At 71.4% G+C, this 21,988-nt stretch carries 18 protein-coding genes; 4 read left to right on the top strand and 14 right to left on the bottom strand.

The genetic code is table 11. The annotated features are described in order from the left end of the window. Positions 1-319: 319 nt before the first annotated feature. From ACWEN6_RS37700 to ACWEN6_RS37660, 9 genes are all read right to left on the bottom strand, one after another. On the bottom strand, positions 320-1,828 hold the full coding sequence (locus ACWEN6_RS37700) for a S8 family serine peptidase (protein WP_452576767.1): 1,509 nt from the start codon (positions 1,826-1,828) through the stop codon (positions 320-322). A gap of 206 nt (positions 1,829-2,034) precedes the next feature. Then, positions 2,035-2,526 carry a cupin domain-containing protein gene (locus ACWEN6_RS37695; protein WP_452576766.1) on the bottom strand — a complete coding sequence of 164 codons (492 nt, stop codon included), beginning with the start codon at positions 2,524-2,526 and terminating at the stop codon, positions 2,035-2,037. Positions 2,527-2,899: 373 nt separating this feature from the next. After that, positions 2,900-4,243, bottom strand: coding sequence for a MocR-like pyridoxine biosynthesis transcription factor PdxR (gene pdxR, locus ACWEN6_RS37690; protein WP_452576765.1), 1,344 nt, complete (start codon positions 4,241-4,243; stop codon positions 2,900-2,902). A 153-nt stretch (positions 4,244-4,396) separates the two neighbouring features. Then, positions 4,397-7,078, bottom strand: coding sequence for a hypothetical protein (locus tag ACWEN6_RS37685; protein ID WP_452576764.1), 2,682 nt, complete (start codon positions 7,076-7,078; stop codon positions 4,397-4,399). Positions 7,079-7,581: 503 nt separating this feature from the next. Further along, positions 7,582-8,367, bottom strand: coding sequence for a hypothetical protein (locus tag ACWEN6_RS37680; RefSeq protein ID WP_452576763.1), 786 nt, complete (start codon positions 8,365-8,367; stop codon positions 7,582-7,584). Next, positions 8,358-9,677: a hypothetical protein gene (locus ACWEN6_RS37675; RefSeq protein WP_452576762.1), complete on the bottom strand. Its 1,320-nt coding sequence runs from the start codon at positions 9,675-9,677 to the stop codon at positions 8,358-8,360. Before ACWEN6_RS37675 ends, ACWEN6_RS37680 begins: the two co-directional genes overlap by 10 nt. Next, complete coding sequence (locus tag ACWEN6_RS37670) at positions 9,667-10,437, bottom strand: AAA family ATPase (RefSeq protein WP_452576761.1); 771 nt, start codon at positions 10,435-10,437, stop codon at positions 9,667-9,669. Before ACWEN6_RS37670 ends, ACWEN6_RS37675 begins: the two co-directional genes overlap by 11 nt. Continuing rightward, positions 10,431-10,748: a hypothetical protein gene (locus tag ACWEN6_RS37665; protein ID WP_452576760.1), complete on the bottom strand. Its 318-nt coding sequence runs from the start codon at positions 10,746-10,748 to the stop codon at positions 10,431-10,433. Before ACWEN6_RS37665 ends, ACWEN6_RS37670 begins: the two co-directional genes overlap by 7 nt. A gap of 105 nt (positions 10,749-10,853) precedes the next feature. Then, positions 10,854-11,171, bottom strand: a complete 318-nt coding sequence (locus tag ACWEN6_RS37660; RefSeq protein ID WP_452576759.1) for a hypothetical protein — start codon at positions 11,169-11,171, stop codon at positions 10,854-10,856. A gap of 555 nt (positions 11,172-11,726) precedes the next feature. On the opposite strand from ACWEN6_RS37660, the gene ACWEN6_RS37655 reads away from it, so the two are divergent. Both ACWEN6_RS37655 and ACWEN6_RS37650 read left to right on the top strand, forming a co-directional pair. After that, positions 11,727-11,918, top strand: a complete 192-nt coding sequence (locus tag ACWEN6_RS37655) for a hypothetical protein (RefSeq protein ID WP_452576758.1) — start codon at positions 11,727-11,729, stop codon at positions 11,916-11,918. A 201-nt stretch (positions 11,919-12,119) separates the two neighbouring features. After that, complete coding sequence (locus ACWEN6_RS37650) at positions 12,120-13,202, top strand: hypothetical protein (RefSeq protein ID WP_452576757.1); 1,083 nt, start codon at positions 12,120-12,122, stop codon at positions 13,200-13,202. Positions 13,203-13,229: 27 nt separating this feature from the next. On the opposite strand, the gene ACWEN6_RS37645 is transcribed toward ACWEN6_RS37650, so the two are convergent. Beyond that, complete coding sequence (locus ACWEN6_RS37645; RefSeq protein ID WP_452576756.1) at positions 13,230-14,165, bottom strand: LysR family transcriptional regulator; 936 nt, start codon at positions 14,163-14,165, stop codon at positions 13,230-13,232. Positions 14,166-14,346: 181 nt separating this feature from the next. Between ACWEN6_RS37645 and ACWEN6_RS37640 the strand changes: the two genes are divergently transcribed. Next, a complete protein-coding gene (locus tag ACWEN6_RS37640; RefSeq protein ID WP_452576755.1) occupies positions 14,347-15,018 on the top strand; it encodes a response regulator in 672 nt (223 codons plus the stop codon). A gap of 62 nt (positions 15,019-15,080) precedes the next feature. Here the strand turns inward: ACWEN6_RS37640 and ACWEN6_RS37635 are convergent, their stop codons facing one another. Together ACWEN6_RS37635 and ACWEN6_RS37630 are read right to left on the bottom strand one after the other, a co-directional pair. Further along, the gene (locus ACWEN6_RS37635; RefSeq protein ID WP_452576754.1) at positions 15,081-16,085 is read right to left on the bottom strand and encodes a hypothetical protein; all 1,005 of its coding nucleotides are present in this window, start codon (positions 16,083-16,085) and stop codon (positions 15,081-15,083) included. Between the two features lie 128 nt (positions 16,086-16,213). After that, a complete protein-coding gene (locus ACWEN6_RS37630; protein ID WP_452576753.1) occupies positions 16,214-17,572 on the bottom strand; it encodes a sensor histidine kinase in 1,359 nt (452 codons plus the stop codon). Positions 17,573-17,907: 335 nt separating this feature from the next. Between ACWEN6_RS37630 and ACWEN6_RS37625 the strand changes: the two genes are divergently transcribed. Further along, positions 17,908-19,200: an L-fuconate dehydratase gene (locus ACWEN6_RS37625; RefSeq protein WP_452576752.1), complete on the top strand. Its 1,293-nt coding sequence runs from the start codon at positions 17,908-17,910 to the stop codon at positions 19,198-19,200. A gap of 167 nt (positions 19,201-19,367) precedes the next feature. Here ACWEN6_RS37625 and ACWEN6_RS37620 read toward each other — a convergent pair whose 3' ends face one another. Together ACWEN6_RS37620 and ACWEN6_RS37615 are read right to left on the bottom strand one after the other, a co-directional pair. Next, complete coding sequence (locus ACWEN6_RS37620) at positions 19,368-20,420, bottom strand: ABC transporter permease (protein WP_452576751.1); 1,053 nt, start codon at positions 20,418-20,420, stop codon at positions 19,368-19,370. Beyond that, a complete protein-coding gene (locus ACWEN6_RS37615; protein ID WP_452576750.1) occupies positions 20,413-21,978 on the bottom strand; it encodes a sugar ABC transporter ATP-binding protein in 1,566 nt (521 codons plus the stop codon). Before ACWEN6_RS37615 ends, ACWEN6_RS37620 begins: the two co-directional genes overlap by 8 nt. Positions 21,979-21,988: the final 10 nt, after the last annotated feature.

The raw sequence follows: 21,988 nt of genomic DNA, 5'->3' as shown, positions 1-21,988 counted from the left end.
GTCAAGTGCTATTGGGCCCCCTTCCAGAAGTTTTTGCAGAATGCCGATACTTTCGGCCGTGATCGGGCAATCCCGCGGTCGCGTGGGTTGAGGAACGCCGGGCTCGCACCCCGGACCGCGGGCGGCGCTCGTGCCTGACCATCGACCGCGATCGGCCGAGCGACTCGCGGACCAACCGTTCGTCAAGGTTCGCCGCTCTCGCCGCCTCGTCCGGCAGCCCGCGTGACGGTGAGCGGACGTGGGTGCTCGTAAGGGGGTATCTCCGAAGAGGTCGTCCGAGCAGGCCGGCGGCCCGGCGTACCATCACCCAGGGCAGGGCCTACTTGACCGCGCGCAGCGCGTTGACGACGCCGTGGCCGTAGAAGCCGTTGACGTGCTCGTCGCCGGAGCAGGTCGCGTCCGCGACTCCGTCGCCGTTGCCGTCGTAGGGGCCGCTCGGGCACCCCGGGTTGTCGGCGTGCGCTTTCAGCAGGGCCTGGAGCTGAGCGGGGGTGGCGTGCGGGTGCGCCGACTTCAGCAGCGCCGCCACGGCGGCCACGTGCGGGGACGCCATCGAGGTGCCCTGAAGGTAGCCGTACTGACCGTTCGGCAAGGTGGACAGGATGCGGCCGTCCTTCGCCGGGGTGTCCGGGATCTGGTACTTGTCGCCGCCCGGGGCCGCCACATCGACGGCTCCCAGGCCGTAGCTGGAGTAGTAGGCCTTGGCGCCCTTGACGCCTACCGCGCTGACGTTGACCACTCCCGGCAGGCGGGCCGGTACGTCCAGGCACTTGTGCGGGTCGACCGTGCGCGGGCCGGGCGTCGTGTCGCTCGGGCTTCTGTCGTCCACGATCGCGTCCGCGTCGAGGTCGGCGCCGGCGTTGCCGGCCGCGGCCACATTGAGCGTGCCCTTGCGCTGCGCGTAGAGCTGGGCCCTGTTGACCGCGTCGACGATGGCCCGCTGGTCGGGGTCGTCCGTGCAGTTGTACAGCCACGGGTCGACGTAGTAGCTGTTGTTGGTGATCTCGACGCCGTGATCCCCCGCGAACACGAAGGCGCAGACCACGCTTTCCGCGAAGTACAGCTTGTTGACGTCGCCCGCGGTGATGCCCGCGACCTTGACCCCGGGAGCCACGCCCGCCACGCCTATGCCGTTGCGGGCCGCGGCTATCTCGCCGGCCACATGGGTGCCGTGGTAGTGGGCGGCGTCCATGGGGCGCCAGGCGCCGTAGGTCGTGTCCGCCTTGCCGCTCACGCAGTTGGCGCTCTGCGCGGAGGAGAAGTTCGGGGCGATGTCGGGATGGGTGTCGTCGACACCCCCGTCGATCACACCGACGGTCACGTTCCTGCTTCCCGGGTCGACCTCGGCCGCCTTGTCGGCGCCGATGGCCCGCAGATCCCACTGATCGGCCTCCAGGGGCTCCTGACCCGCCGTCACGCTGCCGGCGGCCTTCGCCGCCTGCGCCTTCGACAGGACCTGCGCCGGGCCTTCGTCGTTCGTCCCCGCCTCGCCGAGTGGCGCGGTGTGCGTCGCGCCCGCCGAGTCGACCCCCCGCACCGCGCGCATCCGACGGCCGAAGTCCGGGTTCGACGAGTGCGCGATGATCACTCCGATCCGGTCGTAGCTCGTCACGACGGTGCCGCCGTTGGCCCCGATCGCCCGCCGTACCGATTCGATCGTGCGACCGTCGGTCCTGGTGTTGACGGCGTAGACGAAGGCGGGGGCGTCGGTGACACCGACCGCCGTGGTCACCGCCGTAGCGTCCGTGGGGAGGAGCCCCGACGAGGCGGTGAGCGACAGCGCGACCGGCACGGCAAGCGTGAGCCGGCGTCTGAGGCGCGGGTTCATGAGATCTCCGTATTGATATGAGGGGGTGCCGAGGCGCGGATGCCCTCGGGCGGATGCGCGACGGTGACGCACGATGAGATGCGGTCGATGCGGCATTCAGCTCGCCGACGTCGTTCGTCTCCAGGGAAAGCCCGCATGCCGGTGTTCGCGAGGGGCCCGGCGAATGGAAATGTCGATGTTCGTCGGCTTTCCGTCCGACGACGGGATCAGCGCGGCTGTCGCCACGGGCGGCCCTCGTCGCCCGGCAGGCGGGTGGTCCCGAAGCGCTCGTCGAGGGCGAGCAGTTGCCCTGGCGACGGGTCCGCTCCGAGGCGTCCCATCTCCAGGAAGAGCTCCTCGTTGCCGGAGGGGGCGCTGACGAAGAGCAGCTTGCCGCCGGTCGGCGTCACGAACGTGTGGTACGAGCCGCGGGGCACGACCACGGTGGTGCCCGGGCCGCCCTCGAACTCGGCGTCGCCGACGCGGAACGCGTATTCGCCCTCCAGCACGTAGGCGATCTTCATGAAGTCGTGGTGGGCGTGCGGCGGATTCTCCTCGATGACGTCATGGTGGAACACGAAGGCGCCCAACTCGCCTCCCACCTCGGCGCCGCGCACCAGGATCTCCGGCCGGTGCGGACCACGCAGCTCGACCAGGTTCCCCCCGCCGGGTGGCACGGCCCATCCGTCCGCGCCCCACCCGCTGTCGAACCGGCTCATAAGCTGACCTTTCTCCTCAGGACAAGTAGCGGCCATTACAGCGCGGTCGACTGGAGAAAAAGTGACGAGTCTGTGCGGAGGTTCTCGTCAGGCGCGGTGGTCAGTGGCCGACCGGCTGTTCGCCGAGTTCTGCCAGGAACTCCTCGGCACGGTGGGCGAACAGGTGGGCCTCACGTTCGACGGACAGTGCGCGGACCTTTCGGCGGCGGCCCAGACCGGGACCGCCTGGCTTGAGGGACCGTATGGGAGGAGCCATTCGGGGAGCCGGCGGCTGCGGGGAAGGCTTCGATGAGGCCGGACCGTGATAGGAGATGCCCGCAGGCGGAAGGCTCCCCGCTCGACTCCGCGCGCGAAGCGGCGTGAATCGTCGGCGCTATCGAGGATTCCTGGTCCGGAGCGCGTTGATCAGTGTGCCCAGGGCGTGGCTGTAAGCGTGTTCCGGTGGGGTCGCATAGCCGATGACGATGCCGAACGGGGCGTCTTCCGGTCGGCCGTAGAAAGGGGTGACACCGCCGACGGTGACCCCGTGCGCTTCCAGGTGGGACAGGAGACGGGGCTCTGAGCCGCTGGTGCCGGGGAATCGGAGGACGGCGTGCAGGCCGGCGGCGATTCCGGACAGATGCCCGTGGGGCAGGTGCTGGGTCACGGCGTCGCCGAGGCGGTCTCTTCGGCGCCGGTAGCGGGTGCGGCAGCGGCGCAGGTGCCGGTCGAGTTCGCCCGTGCGGATGAGCCGAGCGAGTACGAGCTGGTCGATGACGCTGACGTAGGCCTCGTCCCAGGACATCGATGCCCGCAGCGGTACGACGAGGCCGGCGGGCACGACGATCCATGCGATGCGCAGGCCAGGGGCGATGGTCTTGCTGGCGGTCCCGGTGTAGATGACGCGGTCAGGGGCAAGGCCCTGCAGAGCACCGACGGGTTGACGGTCGTAGCGGAACTCGCCGTCGTAGTCGTCCTCCAGCACGAACGCTCCTGCCTTCTTGGCCCATGCCACCAGCCGTGTCCGGCGGGCGGGGCTGAGGGTGACTCCGAGGGGGTACTGATGGGCAGTGGTGACGGCGACGGCGGCTTCGTCGGTCAGTTGGTCGACGACCAGCCCGTCGGAGTCGACGGGGATGCGGGTGGCCCGGAGGCCGGTCTGTTCGGCGAGAGCGGGGTAGTCGGGCAGGGAAGGGTCCTCGAAGGCGATGGAGGATGCCCCTTGCCAGAGAAGTGCCTGGCAGATGAGCCGGAGGGCGTGGGTGTAACCGGCGCACACCACGACGCGCTCTGGAGTGGTCACCACGCCGCGGACCCGGCCGAGGTACTCCGCCAGCACCTGTCTGAGTTCGGCGTGTCCGACGGGGTCGCCGTAGCCGAAGGTGACGTTGGGGGTGGTCCGCAGAATCAGCCGTGTGGCGGCGAGCCATTCGCGCCGGGGGAAGTTCGACAGGTCCGGTAGGCCGGGCCGCAGATCCGCCCCTGGTGCGGGTGGCGGGACGGTGTGCAGCGGCGGCATGGCCGTGGCCGTCGGATGTTCCACCGGTTGATCGGCTACGCGGATGCCCGACCGTGGCCGAGACGCCAGATACCCCTCGGCGACGAGTTGGTCATAGGCCTGGGTGATGGTGCCCCGAGCGACCCCCAGATCACGGGCGAGAGTCCGCGAGGAGGGCAACGGTGTGCCCGGCGGGAGCCGGCCGCCTCGCACCGCGTCGCGCAGTGTGCCAACTGCCACGAGAGTGTCAGTGGATTTGCCGTGAGAGTGTCAGCGCGCGGACGTCCGGCTCTAGTCTGTCGTGATCGCGCGGCGCCCCCGGCCCTTGTGTGAGGGGCCGGAGGCGCTGCGTACGGGGCCGTCAGATCTGGTGGAGGCTGTCAGGTCTGATCGTCAGGCCTGCTCGTGCAGCTCGGTGCGGGTGGCTTCGGCTTGTTCGGTGATGGTGGCCAGCACAGGGGCCGGGACGTCCTTGTCGCGGAAGGTCTCTACCAGCTGGTCCAGGACGGTGTCGGCTTCCTTGAGGTCGCCGGCGCGGGCGTGCGCGCGGGCCAGGCGGCGCATGGTCTCGTTGAGGGTGATGTTGTCGACTCCGGTCTCGGTGGTGGGGTCGAGGGTGGTGGCCACGACCGCGCCGAGCTGTTCGATGCTGGTGTCGGTGTCGGCGGGCCGCACCTCGACGCCACCCTCGGTGAGGGTGAGGAAGTGGCGTCCGGCGTTGGTGCCCTTGGCCATCTGCGCGTAGACGGCCAGCGGGTGGTCGCCGTGCTCGGCGATGAGGGTGTCCAGGGCGGCGTTGCCGGCGGCGAGCTGGGGGGCGTCCGAGCCGAGCAGGGCCAGGAGCATGCCCTGCTGGGAGCCCATCAGCAGGTCGCCGGCGGCCTTGTCGTTCTCGTCGGCCGGCGGGCTGATCTGGACGGTGTGGTCGGGGGAGGTGACGGTGGAGCCGTCGGGGGCGTGGTAGCGGGCCTGCAGCGTGTAGGTGCCGGGCTGGTCGAAGGTGAGGCCGCCGGCGCCGAAGCCGATGTAGGCGCTGTCGTACAGGGCGGGGGTGTCGGCGTCCAGGGTGACGTGCTGGGGGGCGCCGCAGGTGCGGGCGACGGGGGCGAAGGGGCCGGTGTTGCCGGCCGGGTCGGTGACCAGCAGGAGGAGACGGTCGCCGCCCGGTTTGAGGCCGTCGGTGGCCCGCGCCGTCGGCGTGCTGCCGTCCAGGGAGAGTTTGATCTCGGCGGTGACGGGTTCGCCGTGGGAGTAGGTGTCCTTGCTCGACACCTGCAGGCGCAGCCCGGACTCACTCGGCGCGGGGGTGGCGTAGGGGAGGGAGCCTTGGTGGGCGGAGTTGGTTCCCCAGGCGTCGCCGCCCATGACGACGTGCCGGTAGAAGCCGTGGCGGATGTGGCGCAGCTCGCTGGCGGTGAACGTCCAGGTGAATGCGGCGTAGAAGGCGGCTTCGCGTGCTTCTTTTTCTTCTTCCTTACTATCCGGCCCCTCCCAGTACTCGTCGGCGTAGTTCATGAACGACAGGTCGCCGTGGCCCTGCAGCGGGCCGGGGACCGCCGGCGGCCTCTTCTGCCAGGAGTGGTCCAGGTTGAGGGCGTGGCCGATCTCGTGGGTCCAGCTGAACAGGCCCTCGCGTTTGCCGGTGTACCCGAACTTCTTGGCGGTGTCGTAGAAGATGGCCAGGCCCTGGCGCTGGAAACTTTCTCCGAGCCAGTCGAACATGATGCCGTCGGTCGTGGGACTCGTGTAGCGGTTGGCGATGAAGCCCCACAGCTTCCACTGCTGAGTGTCGCGGTGGAGACTGAACTGGCTGACCATCGCGGCGTGCAGCTCGGCGTCCGACCACACCAGGTCCTCACCGGCCCCGTCCAGGGACACCTCGTTGGGGGTGCCCGCGGTGCGTAGTTCCACGCCGGCGTCGGCGAACGCCGCCTGGGCCGTCATGATCCGCTTGGCCAGGCCGGGCGGGCGCGGGTGGTCGGTGGTGGCGTACGGGGTGACCGGCTCGGTGCCCGCCACGTAGTCGACCTCGAAGTCGATGGTCCGCAGGAACCGGGAGGTGTAGGCGCAGGTGTAGATGAAGGGCTCGGTCTCCTCGTCGGTGCTGCTGCGGGTGACGGTGGCGGTGGCGCCGGGGGCGAGCTTGTCGACCGTCACCGACAGCTCCGGCCGCCCGGTTTCCTCGGCGTGGGTCGCGGTGCCTTTCAGGGTGCCCGGCAAGGCGAGGGGTGCGGTTCCCTCCAGCACGAAGGAGTTGACGTAGTCCTCCACGCCGTCGGTGACGTTGAAGATGTCGCCGGAAATGATTGGAAACTCACCGACCAGGTCGACCCGCAGGTCGATCTTCGAGCCGCCGTCGTCGGTGGTGCCGATGAACCGGCCCGCGGCCGGCAGGCGGGGCTTTCGGAAGTCGGCGGGCAGGGCGGCCAGTCCGGGCAGGACCTCCGCCCAGGTGCCCACGGCTACGGGGCCCTTGCCCCAGTCGAGGTCCATCACCTTGTCGCCCTTGATGAACAAGGTCCGATACCCCCCGCCGGGGAAGCACATGACGGCGTGATCGAAGTCGCCGCTCATGTCCGCGGGCAGCCTCTTCCACCCGGCGCCCTCCATCCCCGACAGCGGGCCCTGATAGCCCACGCCCTGGCCCCACATGATGACCGCGCACTGATCACCCTTGATCAGCAGGGTGCGGCGTGTGTCGTAGAGGGCGGGCAACTGCACGGCGACGTCGAGGTCGCTGCGGAACGCGGCCGGGATGTGAGCCCCAAGGCCCGGGTAGCCGGTGATCGGCCCCCGGTAGAGGACTTTTTTGTCCCAGTCCTGCTCCAGGCACTGGTCGCCGGCCAGGAAGAGCGTGGAGCCCTGGTTCACGCGTATGAGGCCGTCGCTGCAGCTGGCGAACGGCTCGGGCAGCGTGGCGAACGCCCCGTCGAACGCCTGTGCCAGCGGCTTGTGCCACTGCAGAGCCTTCGTGTCGATCAGCGCGGCCTCCTCGCCGCGCAGGCACCACAAATTCCACGGGTCGTTCAGCGTCGTCGTGACGGCCGCGGAGAATCCTGTGGTCTTGCTGCGCATAAAGCCCATCGCACGCCTCCCGGCCGGGCCCGGAGGGCCCACGCCGATGACGCTAGGCAACCGCGCCGATACTCACAATGACCACAACAAGTCAGGTCAGACCGAAACAAACCGAACGAAGTTCTCATTTGATTGCGGACCGTCCCATACTCATCCGCTATCGGCCCGGCCAGAACCAAACAGCCCCCCATCACCCCTCAACCGGCACGAAACCGCAGGTCCAGGCCCAAAAAATTGAACCGACCAGCCCGACCTCAGCCACCGCAGGGTGTCTCACGCCCGCTGCGCCACTTCCGCCCCATCGGGCACGAACAAGACCGCCGTAAGCACCATTACCGCGTGGCCGCATCCGGCCATTCCTTGCGCAGCAGCCTTGTTTCCGCATTCGACTCCGAGCAGCACCACCGCCGCCCCCTGGTACGTTCACGTGCCAACTGCCACGAGGGTGTCAGACGCGGACGTTCGGCCAGTAACGGCACCCTGTAGAGGTCGCGATCGATCTCCTATGGATCCAGCAGGAGGGAATCGTGGAGGTTGGTGGCGATATCGAGGCTGAAGGTGACCTCGGGGGTGAGCTGGATCGCCACCAGGTGGCCGTCGTCGTCGGTGTCGTAGGTGAGGTATCCGGCGGCGACCGCGGTGGCGAGGAGGTTGGGGGCGCCTTGAAGAAGGTCGAACAGGGCGGCGTGGTCGCGACGGCCGGCGTGAAAAGCGATCAGGGCGATGCCGGGGTCGGGGCCTTGTTGCTGGTAGGTCAGATGCAGGAGACGCTCGCGGGTGCCGGCGTCGAGGGTGTGGGGCCGGATGGCCAGCTGCAGGCTCTGGTCGTCGCCGACGATGATGCGCACACCTCGGTAGCCGCGCTTGAGCGCGGCCAGGCGGCCGAGGGCGTGCTGGATGCGCTCGGGTGGCACATCCAGGACATGGGCGATCTGGTCCAGGCTCAGCGGGCGGCCCAGGACGAGGGCTAAGACGGCGTGGATGCGGTCGGCGTCGCTGCTGGCGCAGGCGCCGTCCTGTTCGGTGGCGCCGAGGTCGTCGGGCAGGTGGTGAGGTGATTGCGGGGCGTCGCCGGTGTCGAGCCATGACGGCCAGGCCAGGGCGAGGGCCTCGGCCATCGCCCGGACGGCGCGCAGGGGCAGGTCCTCGACGTCGGCGGGGGTGGTGAGCTGGCGGATCCGGTGGACGGGCAGGCCAAGCAGGTCGGCGAGCTGACCGGTGGTCAGGCCGCGGTCGCGGGCCCGGCGCAGCAGCCGGGCGCCCAGGGGTTCAGGTGGGGTCAGGTCCATGACGGGGTGCTCAGGTCCAGGCTGCGGGTGGCCGGCAGGAGGTTGCGCAAGCTCAGGCGGCGCTGGGTCATCCACACGGTGGCGTGCTCATGCGGCCGGGCGGGGTGGTCGCGGCGTAGGTCACCGGCGGCCGTGGTGTGGGCCAGGGCTTTACCGGCCAGGCGGTGCAGGTCGGGACGTTGTTTGGCCGTCGGGAAGAGCGCGTCCAAGGGGCGGGCGCCCTGCTTGCGTCGGAAGGTCAGGTGGGCCAGCAGGGCGGGCCGGGCGTGGGCGGGAACGCCCAGGCGCACGTCGCTGATCGTCAGAGCGCTCGCGTCGGCGGCGAGATGCTCCAGCCTCAGATCATCGGGGTGCCAGAACGTCTCGGCGCCGCGTGGGCCGAAGGGGAACAGCAGGTAGACGATGGCCGCGGCGGCGTCTTGGGTGGACAAGGTCCGGTTGAGCGCACCGATCGTGACGGGAGTCAGGTGGCTGCCCAGGCCGCTGTTGCCCGGCCATGCCTGGTGGTGCAGCAGCAGTCCTTCGCGCAGAAGCCCGGCCTGGGTAGCGCGCAGCCGGACCAAGATCTCGCCATCGCCGGCCGCGGTGTAGGTGCGGGCGGCCAGTCTCAAGCTCAAGGGCCCGACGAGCACGGAGGCCGCCGGGGAGAAGGCGTCATCGCAGCGATAGTGCCGTACCCATTCGCGGACCTCGGTGAAGGTTCGCATCCACAGCTCGTCGACCCGGGCCATGATGCGGGGCTCCAGGGTGCGGGCGCAGGCGGCCCGGAAGGTCATGAAGGTGTCGGCGGGCAGCCGGTCAGGGATCGGGGTAGCCGCCGGTGACGGGGCCGCCTCGGGGCGCACCCGGTCCAGCCCTTCGGCGCCGGTGACCTTCACGACGGCCTCAAGACCATCCAGGTCCCCGAACGCCTGCACGACGGAGCGCCTCTTGGCCTGGCCCGCGTCGATCAGCCATAGCCGGGGCTGCTCCGGCCGGGGCGGGCCCAGCAGCTCTCGCAAGGGGCCCCGGAAGTCGGGCTTCAGTGTGTGGGCGCGATCGATCACGAGGTGGCGCAGCCGATACCCATGGACCCAGGCGAGAGTCTGGTTCCACAGGCCCGGAGGCGGCGCGGCGGGCAGGTGCTTGCCGAGCCCGTCCAGCACGCAGAAGGCGAAGTCGTTCATCGAGGTGGTGTAAGGCAGGGGCCGGATCACCAAGATGGCGCGGTCGGGATCGTTGAGCAGCCGGACCCGTTCGGTGGTGGCGGGCAGGTCATCGGGGTCGCGTACCACGCTGACCCGCAACGGCCCGGCCTGCTCAGCGGGCACGTGGTCCTCCGCAGTGCAGCGCGAACGCGTTGGTGACGATCTCCTCGTCGATGTGGTGGCGTCCGGCGCGCTGGGCGAGCAGGTGGGCGGTGGAGGAAAAGGACGCCCAGTTGCGCCAGATGCCGTGGGCGAACCGGTCGTCGATGTGCAGCAGCAGGTCATCGTCGGCGTGGGCATGGATCGGGTGGTAGTCGCGGATCGCCTGGGGGATGACCTCACGCTCCAGCGGGGTGATCGCCAGGCGGCGCCAGATCCGCGAGGCCAGCATCGGCTCGCGCGAGTGCACCTCCCAGCAGCCGTCCCCGCCGACATACAGCAACCCGAACCGGGTGTCTTCGTCATCGTGCAGGTGGCGCAGCAACTCGATCCCGTGGCCAGTCAGCCGCTGGGCCTCATCCACCACGACCAGGCGCGGGGTGCGCGCCAGCTCGCTGATCAGATCCCGGGTGATGTGGAAACGGCTCTTGGATCCCTCGCTGCCGGTGAGCCCCAGATACAGCCCATCGGCGATTTGGCGCAGCGTGGACTGGGGGCTGAAGGACACCGTGCACACGCTCGGCGCCTCCAGCCGCCCCGTCCGGGTGGCCATCGCCTGCCCGCAGGTGCGCACCGCGAAGGTCTTACCCAGCCCGGCGTTGCCGTGGATCACTCCGACCGCCTGGTGGGCGGTGACGTCGGTGACCACGTGCCGGGCCAGCTGCAGCTGGGCGGTGGAGATGATCTGGGCGCCGGGCGGGCCGGCCTGGGGGATTCTTACCATTGCCGTCCCTGTTCACGAACGTCGAGGTGGGCCAGGTCGACCAGCTCGATGGGGCCGATCGGCGCCAGCCCCAGCAGGCTGGCGCTGGCCTCGCGCCGCAGGTCCGGTTGCGGTTGCCCTCGCTGGGCGCGCTCGGCTTCGGCCGGGGAGATGCGCCGGACCGCCTCGGCATCCTCCTGGTCGGCCGACAGCGTCGCCAGCCGGCGGCGGCCGCGTTTGGGGGCCGCGCTGCGCTGGGCGGCGGCCTGCTTTCTCCTGGGCGCGGGCGGCGGCGTAGAACTCCTCTTCCTGCTGCGGGGTGAGCGCGTCACGCGGCTGGCAGGTCGCCAGGAACTCCCCGTTCAGGTATACGTGGATCTCCCGGTCGTCGTAGGGCATGTAGCGGATCAGGACCCGTTGCCCGCGCCGCTCGCGAATCAGCCCGCCCGGATCGACCCAGGTGAGGTTGCGAAAACGGATCCCGTGCGGGCCGATGGTGCGCGGTCACCGGCCAGCAGCAGATGCCGTAGCTGTTCGGCCGGGACGTCGACCAGTGGCGTGGGGTCCTCGGCCCAGGCCTGGGCGGGGGTGCGGCCCAGCTCGCTGTGGACGTGCTCGCTGTTGTAGGAGATCACCCAGTCACGAAAGCGGCGGGCGAAGGTCTCCAGGCCCAGCGGCAACGTCGTGTCCACCCCGGCGGCGGCCGCCTGGCCGTAGGCCTCACGAACCGTCGCCGAGCTGCTGGGCCACAGCATCGAGACCACCCGCCGCTACAGCCTGCCCACCCAAGCCGACAAAGAGCGCGCCATCGGCCGCATCCCCGTCGACGAGTAGGGCTCGCGCACTGACACTCTCATGGCAAATCCACTGAAACTCTCGTGGCCAGGCCGCTGACATCTTGCGGCAAAACCCACTGACACTCTCGTGGCAGTGTTCGTGCTCGTCGCGCACAGCATGGGCGGACTGGTCGCCCGCCGTGCCGCCGAGCGCCTTGGACCCCGGCTGCGAGGGCTGCTGCTGGCCGACACCCTGCCGGAGACCTCGCCGGTGTACGACACCTGGGATCAGACCACCGAGAAGGTCGACCGCATGCTGGCGGTGATGCAGCCACTCAGTCGTTTCCGTCCCCTGGCGCGGCTGTTCAGCGGCAACCTCCGGCGCGCGTTCCCCGCCGGCACCTACCAGACCATCCTCGCCGAGGACATCACCCCCGCCGGGACCTTCCAGACCCGCAAGGAGATGCACGCGGTGGCTGCCGCCATCCCGCGGTTCCGCGCCCAGCCGCCCCCCTGCCGAAATGCCCGACGATCGTGCTGTCGGTCGCCCATGCGGCCAGAGGACGAGAGCGTCAGCACGCCTCCATCCGCGAACACCAGCGCCGCTACGCCGGCAGCCTGCCCGACGGCTGTCACGAGGACGTCGCCTCAGGACACCTCATCCAGGCCGAGCAGCCGCGCCTGGTCGCCGACCGGACAGGCCGGCTGCTCGGCCGCGGCACCTGAAAGGTTCATCTGCCGCGACCGGCGGCGAGTGGACCGGGACAAGGGTGATCAAGCCGCTACCGTAGGCGATTACGGATCGTGGGGACGAAAGCAGGTGACTCCGCGGCCGGGGGTGGCCTCTCGGTGCCACGCGCCGTTGCCTCGCGGTCGGCGCGGTGGGACCTTGTGCGCATGCGGCATGGTGGATCAGGGCGGTTGGGTGTGGCCGGCGTCGTGGCGGGGCTCACGCTCTTGGCGGGTACCGGGTGGCTGGGCGGGTTCCCCGCGGACGGGGCCACGGCCGGCGGGGCGTCCGCCCTGGCCTCCGGCGTGCCCTCCGTCAGTCCGACGCCGTTCCCCACCGGCCCGGAACTGCTGTACGTCGCCAACACCCGCGGACCGGTGACGGCTTACCCCACCGGGAGTTCGGGCGCGGTGTCGCCGGTGCGGCAACTGGCCGACCCGGGCGACCCCAACACCTACTGGGGGCCGTGGGGAATCGCCTTCGACACCCGGGGGAACGCCTACGCGCAGAGCTTCCTGTCGGACGCGACCACCTTCGTCTACCCGCCGGGCGCCACGACGCCGAACCGGATCTTCCGCGTCGCCGGTCCGGACTCCCGGGCGGTGGCGGTCGACCCCGCGGGGTTCGCGTACGTGGAGACCGGTCAGGCCGAGACGGTGATCGCGGTGGCCGCGCCGAACGCGAGCGGCACCCCCGCGAACCTCTACACGGTGCCCGCGATACGCCAGATCCCGATCGACGAGTCGTTCCACCCGTGGCCGGGCGTCCTGACCACCGACACGTCCGGACATGTCATCGCCGGGGTGGCGCGCGGGAACGGCAACGCGGTGGAGTTCTTCAACGGCGGCCCGTCCGGCGGCGCCACACCGGTGCGGGTCATCGCCGGGCCGCACACCGGCCTGGGCACCTGCTCCAGCACCTGTGACCAGCTCGCCGTCGCCTACTCGCCCTTCACCGGCCGGCTCTACGTCGCCGTCAGCCAGGGCCAGCAGACCCACATCAACGTCTACGCCGGCACCGCGAGCGGAGACGCCGCCCCGGTGCGCGTGATCTCCGGCCCGGCGACCGGTCTGGCCGGGACGATGATCACGGGCATCGTCGGCAGCCAGGTCGACGGCACCATCTACGTGCTCGCCAAAACGGCGGCGTTCGGCGGCCCCGGCAGCGTCCTGGCCTTCGACCGGCTGGCCGACGGCAATACCCCGCCGCGGCGCACCTTCACCGACGGCGGCACCGGCATGCGCGACGGAATGGGCATCGCGGTGTCCTCCGTCCGCTGACGCCGCCCTGACGGCCGGACGCGGCGCTCAGCGTGGGATCACCCAGTGCGGCGCCCAGGTGCCGGCGGCGTCGTGGCCGGCCGCCGTTGCGGCGAGGTGGGCGCGGAGCGTGGCCAGCGCGGGGTGCGGGTTGTCGCGGTGCCACAGGAGCGAATGCGGGTAGACGGGCGTCGGGCCGGTCACCGGGATGCGGCGCAGGCCGTAGTCGGCGGGCCAGACCAGCCGGGTCCGCTCGCCCATGAAGGTGGCCAGCGCCGGGGTGTCGGCGATGGTGTCGAGGAGCGCGTCGGAGCCGAAATTGGGGCCGGTCGCCTCGATGGTGAGGCCGAACTCGGCGACCAGGTCGTCGTAGTAGGCGGTCCACTCGGTTCCGGGGATCAGGCCGGGCATCCAGATGCGGTGCCCGGCGAGCTGTGCGACGGTCACCGACCGAGCGCCCGCCAGCGCGTGGGCGGGGCCGGTGAGGAGCTGGAGCCGCTCGTCCAGCACCCGGACCGACGCGAAGTCCTCGGGAAGAGGCCGGCCGGGCACGGCGACGGCGCGGAAGGACGCGTCGATCGCACCGGACCGGATGGCCGCGACGGCCGTCTCGATCTCGAGCAGCATCACCACGTCGAGCTCGATCTCGGGGTGCGCGCGGTGGAAGCCGCGCATCAGGCCCGACGCCGCGCCGCGTGAGGCGATCACGTCGACGCGCAGTGGACGGCTGCCGGGGCGCACGGACCCGACCGCGCGCTCGGCGACGCGCAGCAGCTCGCGCGCGTGGGGCAGGAACGCCTGCCCGTCGATGGTGAGCTCGGCGCCGCGCGCGGTGCGGGTGAACAACCGCACGCCGAGGTCGCGCTCCAGCGCGGCGATGCGCTTGGACACGGCCTGCTGGGTGACCGCCAGCTCGGCGGCGGCCTCCTGGAACCGTCCCGCGTCCGCGGCGGCGACGAAGGTCCGGACGGTGTCGAGGTCCATCCGGGTACCCTATGGCCACAACCCGTGGTTGTGTCCAGGCGGCTCATCGGGCGCGTGAAGTCCTGATATGCCGCGTGCTCCATGCTTGCGATCGCGAATCGGTTGTGTGGGCGAAAGGCGTGGTGGGACCGCCGTGCTCGGGGGAACCTCATCCGGCCGGTCGTGATGCGATACTGCAGGGGTGTCCGCCGACAGCGCCCGCGCCGCGATCCGCGTGGTCCTCGTCGACGACGAGCCCATGGTGCTGGCGCACCTGCGGACCGTGCTGAGCTCGGCCGGCGACATCGAGGTCGTCGGCGTGGCGCAGGACGGCGCCGAGGCGATCGAGGCCGCCGTGCGCTTCCGGCCCGACGTGATGCTGATGGACCTGCGGATGCCCGAGGTGGACGGGCTGACCGCGATCGAGAAGATCGCCGCGATGCCGGCCGCTCCGGCGCTGGTGGCGCTCACGACGTTCGACACCGACGCTCATGTGATGAAGGCCCTCAGCGCGGGCGCGTCGGGGTTCCTGCTGAAGACGACGCCGCCGGAGGACCTGATCGGCCTGGTCCGCGTCGCGGCCGAGGGGCACACCGTGATGTCCAAGGAGGCCACGCGCCGCGTGGTCGCCGCCTCGGCCGGCCGGCACCGGCGCGTCCAGCAGGCCAGGATTCGGTTGGACGAGCTCACCGAACGCGAGATCGACCTGCTGGTCTGCCTCGGCGAAGGGATGTCGAACGCCGCGATCGCGGCCAGGCTCCACCTGTCCGAGGCGACGGTGAAGAGCTATGTCTCCCGCATGCTGACGAAGCTGGGCTGCGCGAACCGTACGCAGGCCGGCCTGCTGGCCCACGAGGCCGGGCTCACCGGCTGAGACCCGCCGCTCACCTGGGTACGCCGGTGGTGGTGCCACCGGCACCTGCGCGACCGCCCGGCTCAGCCCGTCGCCGCCGCCGGTGGACGGCGAGCCAGCACGAGCAGGAGCCAGGCGGTGAGCAGGCCGAGGACGACCAGGCCCGCCCTGTCCAGGGCCGTGTCGGCCACGCCCACGACCCCGAAGACCGTGTGCGCGATCAGCGCGCCGCCCGCCAGGGCCAGGCACCGCCGATCGTCCCATCGCGACGAGGCCGACCAGCGGTGGACGAGCAGTCCCGTGCCCACCGCGACGACGGCGGCGGCCGCCATCGGGAGCAGAACCCACAGGCCATGGGTGAAGGCCGGCTGCGCGGCCCCCCAGAAGGGGAACAGCAGGCCCATGAAGGCGAGGGTGGCGAGGAAGCCGCCCCCCGCCAGCGCCCGGGCGGAGGGCACCCGCGCGTCGGTGCGCGGACGCGCGGCGCGCCTCGGCAGCACACCGAGGGCGATCACGGCGAGAACGGCGACGGCCACCAGGCACCCCAGCAGCACCCCGGGCGGCGCCATGTACCCCGGATCCTGGTTCGGGGGCACGCTGACCCTCAGCAGAGCCACCCCGGCCAGGGCGCACAGGCCGGTGACGGCCAGCCCGGTCCGGCCCAGGTAGGGCACGTGGCGGTGGCGCGGGAAGAGCAGATCGGTCAGCAGGATCGGGACGGTCACGCTGAACACCACGTGGTAGGGCAGATTGGCCTCCAGATAGGCGCTGTTGAGGCCGAACACCCGGGGGGCCCAGCCGGCCGCGCCGTACAGGTGAGGGCTGGACAGGGCCTGCAGGGCGATGCCGTCCTCGACCAGCTCATAGGCCACCCCGAGCAGGATGACGCTGAGCCACCCGCCGCGGAAGCGGCGTACCAGCTCGCGGATGAGCAGGACCCCCGCGCCGTAGATCGGCAGCCACAGCAACAGCAGCCATGCCATCCGCACCGGCGTGGAGCCCAGGGCAAGTTCGGCGACCAACGGCCCGAGGACCACCAGGGTGAGCGCGGCGAGCCGGTTGCGCTCGCCCCGAGTCCGGTTCTTCATGGGTGTTCACTCCGCATCGTGAGTCCTTGTTCCGTGCTCCATGCAACCCGGGTACGCCGGGCGGGGGCTACGGCAGAAGGTGGTCTCCGGCGACAACGAAGGTTGCCGGCAGTGGCCGGACGTCACTGTCAGCGGGTGGACGCGGGCTTCTCGCGGACCTCCGTGGCCGGGACCTGCGCCGGCAGCTCCGCGGCGACCAGGAAGCCGCCGTCGCCGGTGGGGCCCGCGCGCAGAGTGCCGCCGACCACGTCGACACGGTGCCCCAGGGCGGACAGGCCGAGCCCGGACCCGCTGCCGGCCAGCACCGCGTCGGCCGGACGCGCGGCGGCGCCGTTGACCACGCGGACGGTGACGCCGTCCGGCCGATAGCGCAGCCCGACCCGGACGCGGGCGCCCGGCGCGTGCTTGCGGGTGTTGGTCAGCGCCTCCCGCACGATGCGGTGCACCGTGCGCGCGATCGTGGGCGACATCAGCGACCGCTCGCCCTCGACGTCCAGCTCGACCGGGAATCCGGCGGCCGCCGACTCCTCGGCCGGGGCGGCCGGGTCGGGCACCGGAGGTGCCTGCCGCCGCGCGCCGGCGGGGCGGCGGCTCGGGCCCGGCAGGTGGGCGCCGGCCTCGTCCGCTTCGCCTTCCGCCCGGCGGCCGAGGGTCTCGTCCGGTTCGCCGTTCGCCCGGCGGCCGCGGGTGTCGTCCGCTTCGCCGTTGAGCACGCCGATGAGGTCGCGCAGCTCGTCGAGGGCCATCGCGCCGGCCGCCCTGATGTCCTCGGCGGCCTCGCGTACGGCGGGGTCGGAGGAGGTCACGCCCAAGGACCCGGCGTGCAGCACCATGAGGCTCACGCCGTGGCTGAGCACGTCGTGCATCTCCGCGGCGAGCCGGCGCCGCTCCTCGGAGCGTGCCTGCGCGGCCAGCAGGTGCTTCTCGCGCTCGGCCCGCTCGGCGCGGTCACGCAGCGACCGCAGCAGCTGCCTGCGCGCGTCGAGGTAGAGCACGACCACGGCCGGGCCCGTCGTGCTGAGCAGCCCGACCGGCGTGACGGTCCAGCTCGGTTCCCACAGCCGGCTGCCGGCCAGCGCGAACAGCGCGACGAGCGGCAGCGCGACCCGCTGCGGCTGCCGCCTGACCAGGTAGATGACCACCACCGGGGTGGCCCGGGGCAACGCGAGTGGGCTGGCCGGCTCGACGGGGGAGAACAGGCCGGGGGAGAAGGTGTCCGAGAGCAGCGTGAGCACGACGACCACCAGCACCACCCCGCTGACCTGGCGCGGGAACCGGCCGAGGAACACCAGCGAGGCGTCCACCGCCAGCTGCAGCAGCAGATCGGCGCGCGGGCCCGCCCACCCCGTGGTGGGCCGGCTGCTGAGGCAGATCACGACGTCGAGCAGGCCGAAGGCCAGCGCGAAACCCACCAGCGTGGCCGTGTCCCGCCGGCTTCCCCGCCGGTCCGCCGGGGTGCGAGGAGGAACTGCGGCGAGGTCGGGCACGCGGACCACGTTAGCCTCCCGGGACGCCGCCGGGCGCTCGTCCCGGCCCCGGAGACGCGAGGTCGTCCCCGCCCGAGGGCGCCACCCGGTCGCGTCTTCCCCCTCGTTCTGGGCTCCGGGTATGCGAGGTCGTTCTCGCCCGCCATGCCCATCCGGTGACCGCTTGCCCCACGGTCCCGCTCTGTGACGGCGAGGTGGACGTCGCGGGGCGAGGGTAGGGGATTCATCGGGTTTGCGGGAAGACGGGGGAGTCGCGCAACGTGGATTTACTTGTCCCGAGCCGGATGCGATTCTACTGTCCAGGGCGTATTCATCGGATCAATGGGAGCTGGTTCATGCCGACAATCACCTCGGTGAACGTGATCGACGTCCGGTTCCCCACCTCGGCCACCCTCGACGGGTCCGATGCGATGAACCCCGACGGCGACTACTCGGCCGCCTACGTCGTCCTGGTGACCGACGACGCCGAGCTGGCGGGCTACGGTCTGACGTTCACCATCGGGCGCGGCAACGACCTGTGCGTGGCGGCGGCCCGGCAGATCGGGGCACGGCTGACCGGCCGCGACGTGGACGAGCTGGCCCGCGACCTCGGCGGCCTCTACCGGGAGATCATGGGCGACAGCCAGCTGCGCTGGCTCGGCCCGGAGAAGGGCGTGGTGCACCTGTCGGCGGCGGCCGTGCTGAACGCCGCGTGGGACCTGGCCGCCCGGCGGGCCGGGAAGCCGCTGTGGCGGCTGGTCGCGGACATGTCGCCCGAAGAGCTGGTCGCGGCCTGCGACCTGCGCTATCTGTCCGACGTGCTCACGGCCGCCGAGGCCGTCGAGATGCTGGCCGCGCTCGCTCCCACGCGCGAGCAGCGCGTCGCCGAGCTCGCCGAGCGGGGGTACCCGGCCTACACCAGCTCCCCCGGATGGCTCGGTTACCACGACGACAAGCTGCGCGGCCTGTGCCGTGAGGCCGTCGCCGAGGGCTGGACCCACGTCAAGCTCAAGGTGGGCGCGGACGTCGAGGACGACGTGCGCCGCCTGTCGATCGCCCGGGAGGAGCTCGGCGGCCGCACGCTGCTCATCGACGCCAACCAGGTGTGGGACGTGCCGCAGGCCATCGAGTGGGTGAACCGGCTGGCGTCGTTCGAGCCGATGTGGATCGAGGAGCCGACCAGCCCCGACGACATCCTCGGCCACGCCGCCATCCGCAAGGCGGTCGCTCCCGTGGGAGTGGCCACCGGGGAGCACTGCCACAACCGCGTCATGTTCAAGCAGCTCCTCCAGGCCGGGGCGATCGACTTCTGCCAGATCGACTCCTGCCGCCTGGCCTCGGTCAACGAGATCGTCCCTGTGCTGCTGATGGCCGCCAAGTTCGGCGTGCCCGTCTGCCCGCACGCCGGCGGCGTCGGCCTGTGCGAGCTGGTCCAGCACATCTCCGTGATCGACTACGTCTGCGTGAGCGGCCGTCTCGAAGGGCGGGTGCTGGAGTACGTCGACCATCTGCACGAGCACTTCACCGACCCGGTGCGGGTCGAGGGCGGCCGTTACCGGCTGCCCGAGGCCCCCGGCTACAGCGCCCGCATGCACCCCGGCTCCGTCGCCGACTACCGCTATCCCGATGGGCGCCGCTGGGGAGGCTGACGCGGGCGTCGCCGAGACCGCGGTCGACCCGGTCGAGCGGCTGACCATCGACGCGGGGCGCGCGGCGGACGGGCTCCGCCGTCACCGCCTCAGGCGCCCAGGTCCGAGCCGGCGGGGGCCGGGAGGACCATCTGATCGGCCCGAGCCCGGCCACCGCCGTCCCTGGTTCACTCCTGTGTCCTGCCGCCGGTGAGCCGCGAGATCCCCAGCGCGGTGAGGATGATCGCGCCGTTGAGCGCGCCGATCCACTGGGCCGGGACGCCCGCGAGGGTCAGCACATTCTGGATCATGTAGAGCAGCAGGATGCCGGTGAACGCGCCGAACACCGTCCCCTTGCCGCCGTTGAGGCTGACCCCGCCGATGACGGCGGCGGCGAACACGGTGAAGATCGCCCCGTTTCCCTGGCCGGCGGCGACGGAGGCGAGCCGGCCCGCGAGCATCAGGCCGCCGAGCGCCGCGAGCACGCTCGCGGTGATCAGCGTGATCCACAGCACCCGGTCGGTGCGGATTCCCGCGGCCTTGGCCGCGTCGACGTTGCCGCCGATCGCGTACAGCGAGCGGCCGAAGCCGGTGAACCCCAGCAGCACCACGCCTGCCGCGAACAGCAGCAGGCAGACCCAGATGGACGCGGGGATGCCGAGCCACAACGCCGAGCCCAGGTAGGTCATGGACGAGGGGAGGTTGAAGAAGGTCTGCCCGCCCGAGATGCCGGTGAGAAGGCCGCGCAGCACGATCAGCATGCCGAGGGTGACGATGAACCCGTTCAGGCCGAAGCGGACGATGAACAGCGCGTTCACCACCCCCGCCAGCACCCCGACCGCGAGGGTGACCGGGATGGCCCAGGCGCCCGACAGCAGGCCGAGCCCGTGTCCCGTCCCCGCCGCGACCGTCACCCAGGCGGCCACGCCGGGCGCCAGCCCGAACGTCGACTCCAGTGACAGGTCCATCCTGCCGGCGACCAGGACGAGCGTCTGCGCGAGCACCAGCAGCGAGATCTCCGACATGGTCTGCAGAATGTTGATCAGGTTGTCGGCCTGCAGGAAGATCGGGTGGACGACCTGCCCGACGATGGCGATCACGATGATCGCGGGGACCAGGGCCAGGTCGCGCAGCCGCGCCAGGCGCGGCCCGGCGCGCCGCCTTCCCGGGCCGGTGCCCTCCGAGGACGGGGAGTCCGGCGGGCGTCCGGTGCCGGACGGCGCGGTGGTGGTCTCAGGCATCGAGGTCGACTCCTTCCATGGCGGCCACCATCTCGTGGTCGTGCCAGCCGGCGGGCAGTTCCGCGACGGCGCGGCCATGGAACATCACCAGCACCCGGTCGCACAGCCGCAGGTCGTCGAGTTCGTCCGACGCGATCACGATGCCGGTCCCGGTCCCGGCGATCTCCTCGACCTTGCCGAGCAGGAACTCCTTGGAGCGGACGTCGACCCCGGCGGTCGGAGTGATGAGCACGAGCAGGCGGGGGCCGTTCGCCAGTGCGCGGGCCATCACGACCTTCTGCTGGTTCCCCCCGGACAGCCCTGTGACGGGCAGTTCGGGGCCGGGGGTCTTGATCGCCAGATTGTCGATCATCTCGCGGGCCAGCCGGTCCTTGCGCCGGCCGCTGACGAAGCCCGCAGGACCGAGCCGCTCGGGGATGGTCAGCGTGGTGTTGTCGGCGATCGACATCAGCGGGACCAGGCCCTGGTGATGGCGGTCCCGGGGGACGAACCCCACGCCCATGGTCAGCGACGCCGGGACGCTGCCGGGGCGCGGGCGGTTCCCGGCCACCTCCACCGTCCCCGACCGGGGCGCTCGCAGCCCCACGACGGCCTCGGCGAGCTCGGTCTTCCCGCTGCCGCCCAGCCCGGCCAGCCCGACGATCTCCCCGGCGCGGACCCGCAGGTCCACGTCGTGGTAGAGCTCGCCGTCGCCCAGTCCTCTGGCCTCCAGGACGACCGGCGCGTCCGAGGGCACGGCCGGACGGACCCGCCGCTCCCGCAGGCCCGCCGCCTCGCCGGTCATCGCCCCCACCAGGTCACCCTGCGGAACCTCGGCCACCGGCGCGGTGAGGATGTGCCGGGCGTCGCGGAACACCGTGACGGTGTCGCAGATCTCATAGATCTCCTGCAGGTGGTGGCTGATGAACAGGAACGTGACGCCCTGCTCGCGCATGGCGCGCATGCGTTCGAACAGCCGGGAGATCGCCGCGCCGTCGAGCTGGGCGGTGGGCTCGTCCAGGATGATGAACCGCGCGCCGAACGACAGCGCCCGGGCGATCTCCACGAACTGCCGCTGCTCCACCCCGAGCTCCCGCGCCGGCCGCCGGACGTCGACGTCCACCGACCACGTCTCCAGCAGCTCCGACGCCTTGCGCCACACGCTCTTCCAGTCGACCAGCCCGAGCCGGTTGCGCTTGTGCCGGTTCAGGTAGAGGTTCTCGGCCACGGTCAGCTCGGGGATGATGGTGGACTTCTGGTAGACGCAGGCGACCCGCTCACGCCAGGCGTCCCGGTCGGCGAGCCGCGGAGCGGGGGCCCCGGCGAAGCGGATCTCCCCCTCGTCCGGCGGCTGCAGCCCGGTCAGGATGGAGACCAGGGTCGACTTGCCCGCGCCGTTGCGTCCGACCAGAGCGTGCGTCCGTCCCGGCATGATCGTGATGTGCGCGCCGTCCAGCGCGACGGTCTCGCCGTATCTCTTGGTGACGCGCTCCGCCTCGGCGACCGGCCCGTCGGCGGGGGCCGGCTCGCCGTCGCGTGCGGGCGCGGGTTTCGCGGTCGCTCCCGCGTGGTCGCCCATGACCCTCGCC

This window comes from Sphaerisporangium sp. NPDC004334 (genome assembly GCF_053602655.1).
This window is presented reverse-complemented; position numbering and strand designations above follow the sequence as displayed.

What these genes read in the sequence shown, in the direction of transcription:
- ACWEN6_RS37700 (WP_452576767.1), bottom strand. Translation starts at nt 1,828, where the DNA reads ATGAACCCGCGCCTCAGACGCCGGCTCACGCTTGCCGTGCCGGTCGCG.
- ACWEN6_RS37695 (WP_452576766.1), bottom strand. Translation starts at nt 2,526, where the DNA reads ATGAGCCGGTTCGACAGCGGGTGGGGCGCGGACGGATGGGCCGTGCCA.
- ACWEN6_RS37685 (WP_452576764.1), bottom strand. Translation starts at nt 7,078, where the DNA reads ATGCGCAGCAAGACCACAGGATTCTCCGCGGCCGTCACGACGACGCTG.
- ACWEN6_RS37680 (WP_452576763.1), bottom strand. Translation starts at nt 8,367, where the DNA reads ATGGACCTGACCCCACCTGAACCCCTGGGCGCCCGGCTGCTGCGCCGG.
- ACWEN6_RS37670 (WP_452576761.1), bottom strand. Translation starts at nt 10,437, where the DNA reads ATGGTAAGAATCCCCCAGGCCGGCCCGCCCGGCGCCCAGATCATCTCC.
- ACWEN6_RS37660 (WP_452576759.1), bottom strand. Translation starts at nt 11,171, where the DNA reads ATGCTGTGGCCCAGCAGCTCGGCGACGGTTCGTGAGGCCTACGGCCAG.
- ACWEN6_RS37645 (WP_452576756.1), bottom strand. Translation starts at nt 14,165, where the DNA reads ATGGACCTCGACACCGTCCGGACCTTCGTCGCCGCCGCGGACGCGGGA.
- ACWEN6_RS37635 (WP_452576754.1), bottom strand. Translation starts at nt 16,085, where the DNA reads ATGAAGAACCGGACTCGGGGCGAGCGCAACCGGCTCGCCGCGCTCACC.
- ACWEN6_RS37625 (WP_452576752.1), top strand. Translation starts at nt 17,908, where the DNA reads ATGCCGACAATCACCTCGGTGAACGTGATCGACGTCCGGTTCCCCACC.
- ACWEN6_RS37620 (WP_452576751.1), bottom strand. Translation starts at nt 20,420, where the DNA reads ATGCCTGAGACCACCACCGCGCCGTCCGGCACCGGACGCCCGCCGGAC.
- ACWEN6_RS37615 (WP_452576750.1), bottom strand. Translation starts at nt 21,978, where the DNA reads ATGGGCGACCACGCGGGAGCGACCGCGAAACCCGCGCCCGCACGCGAC.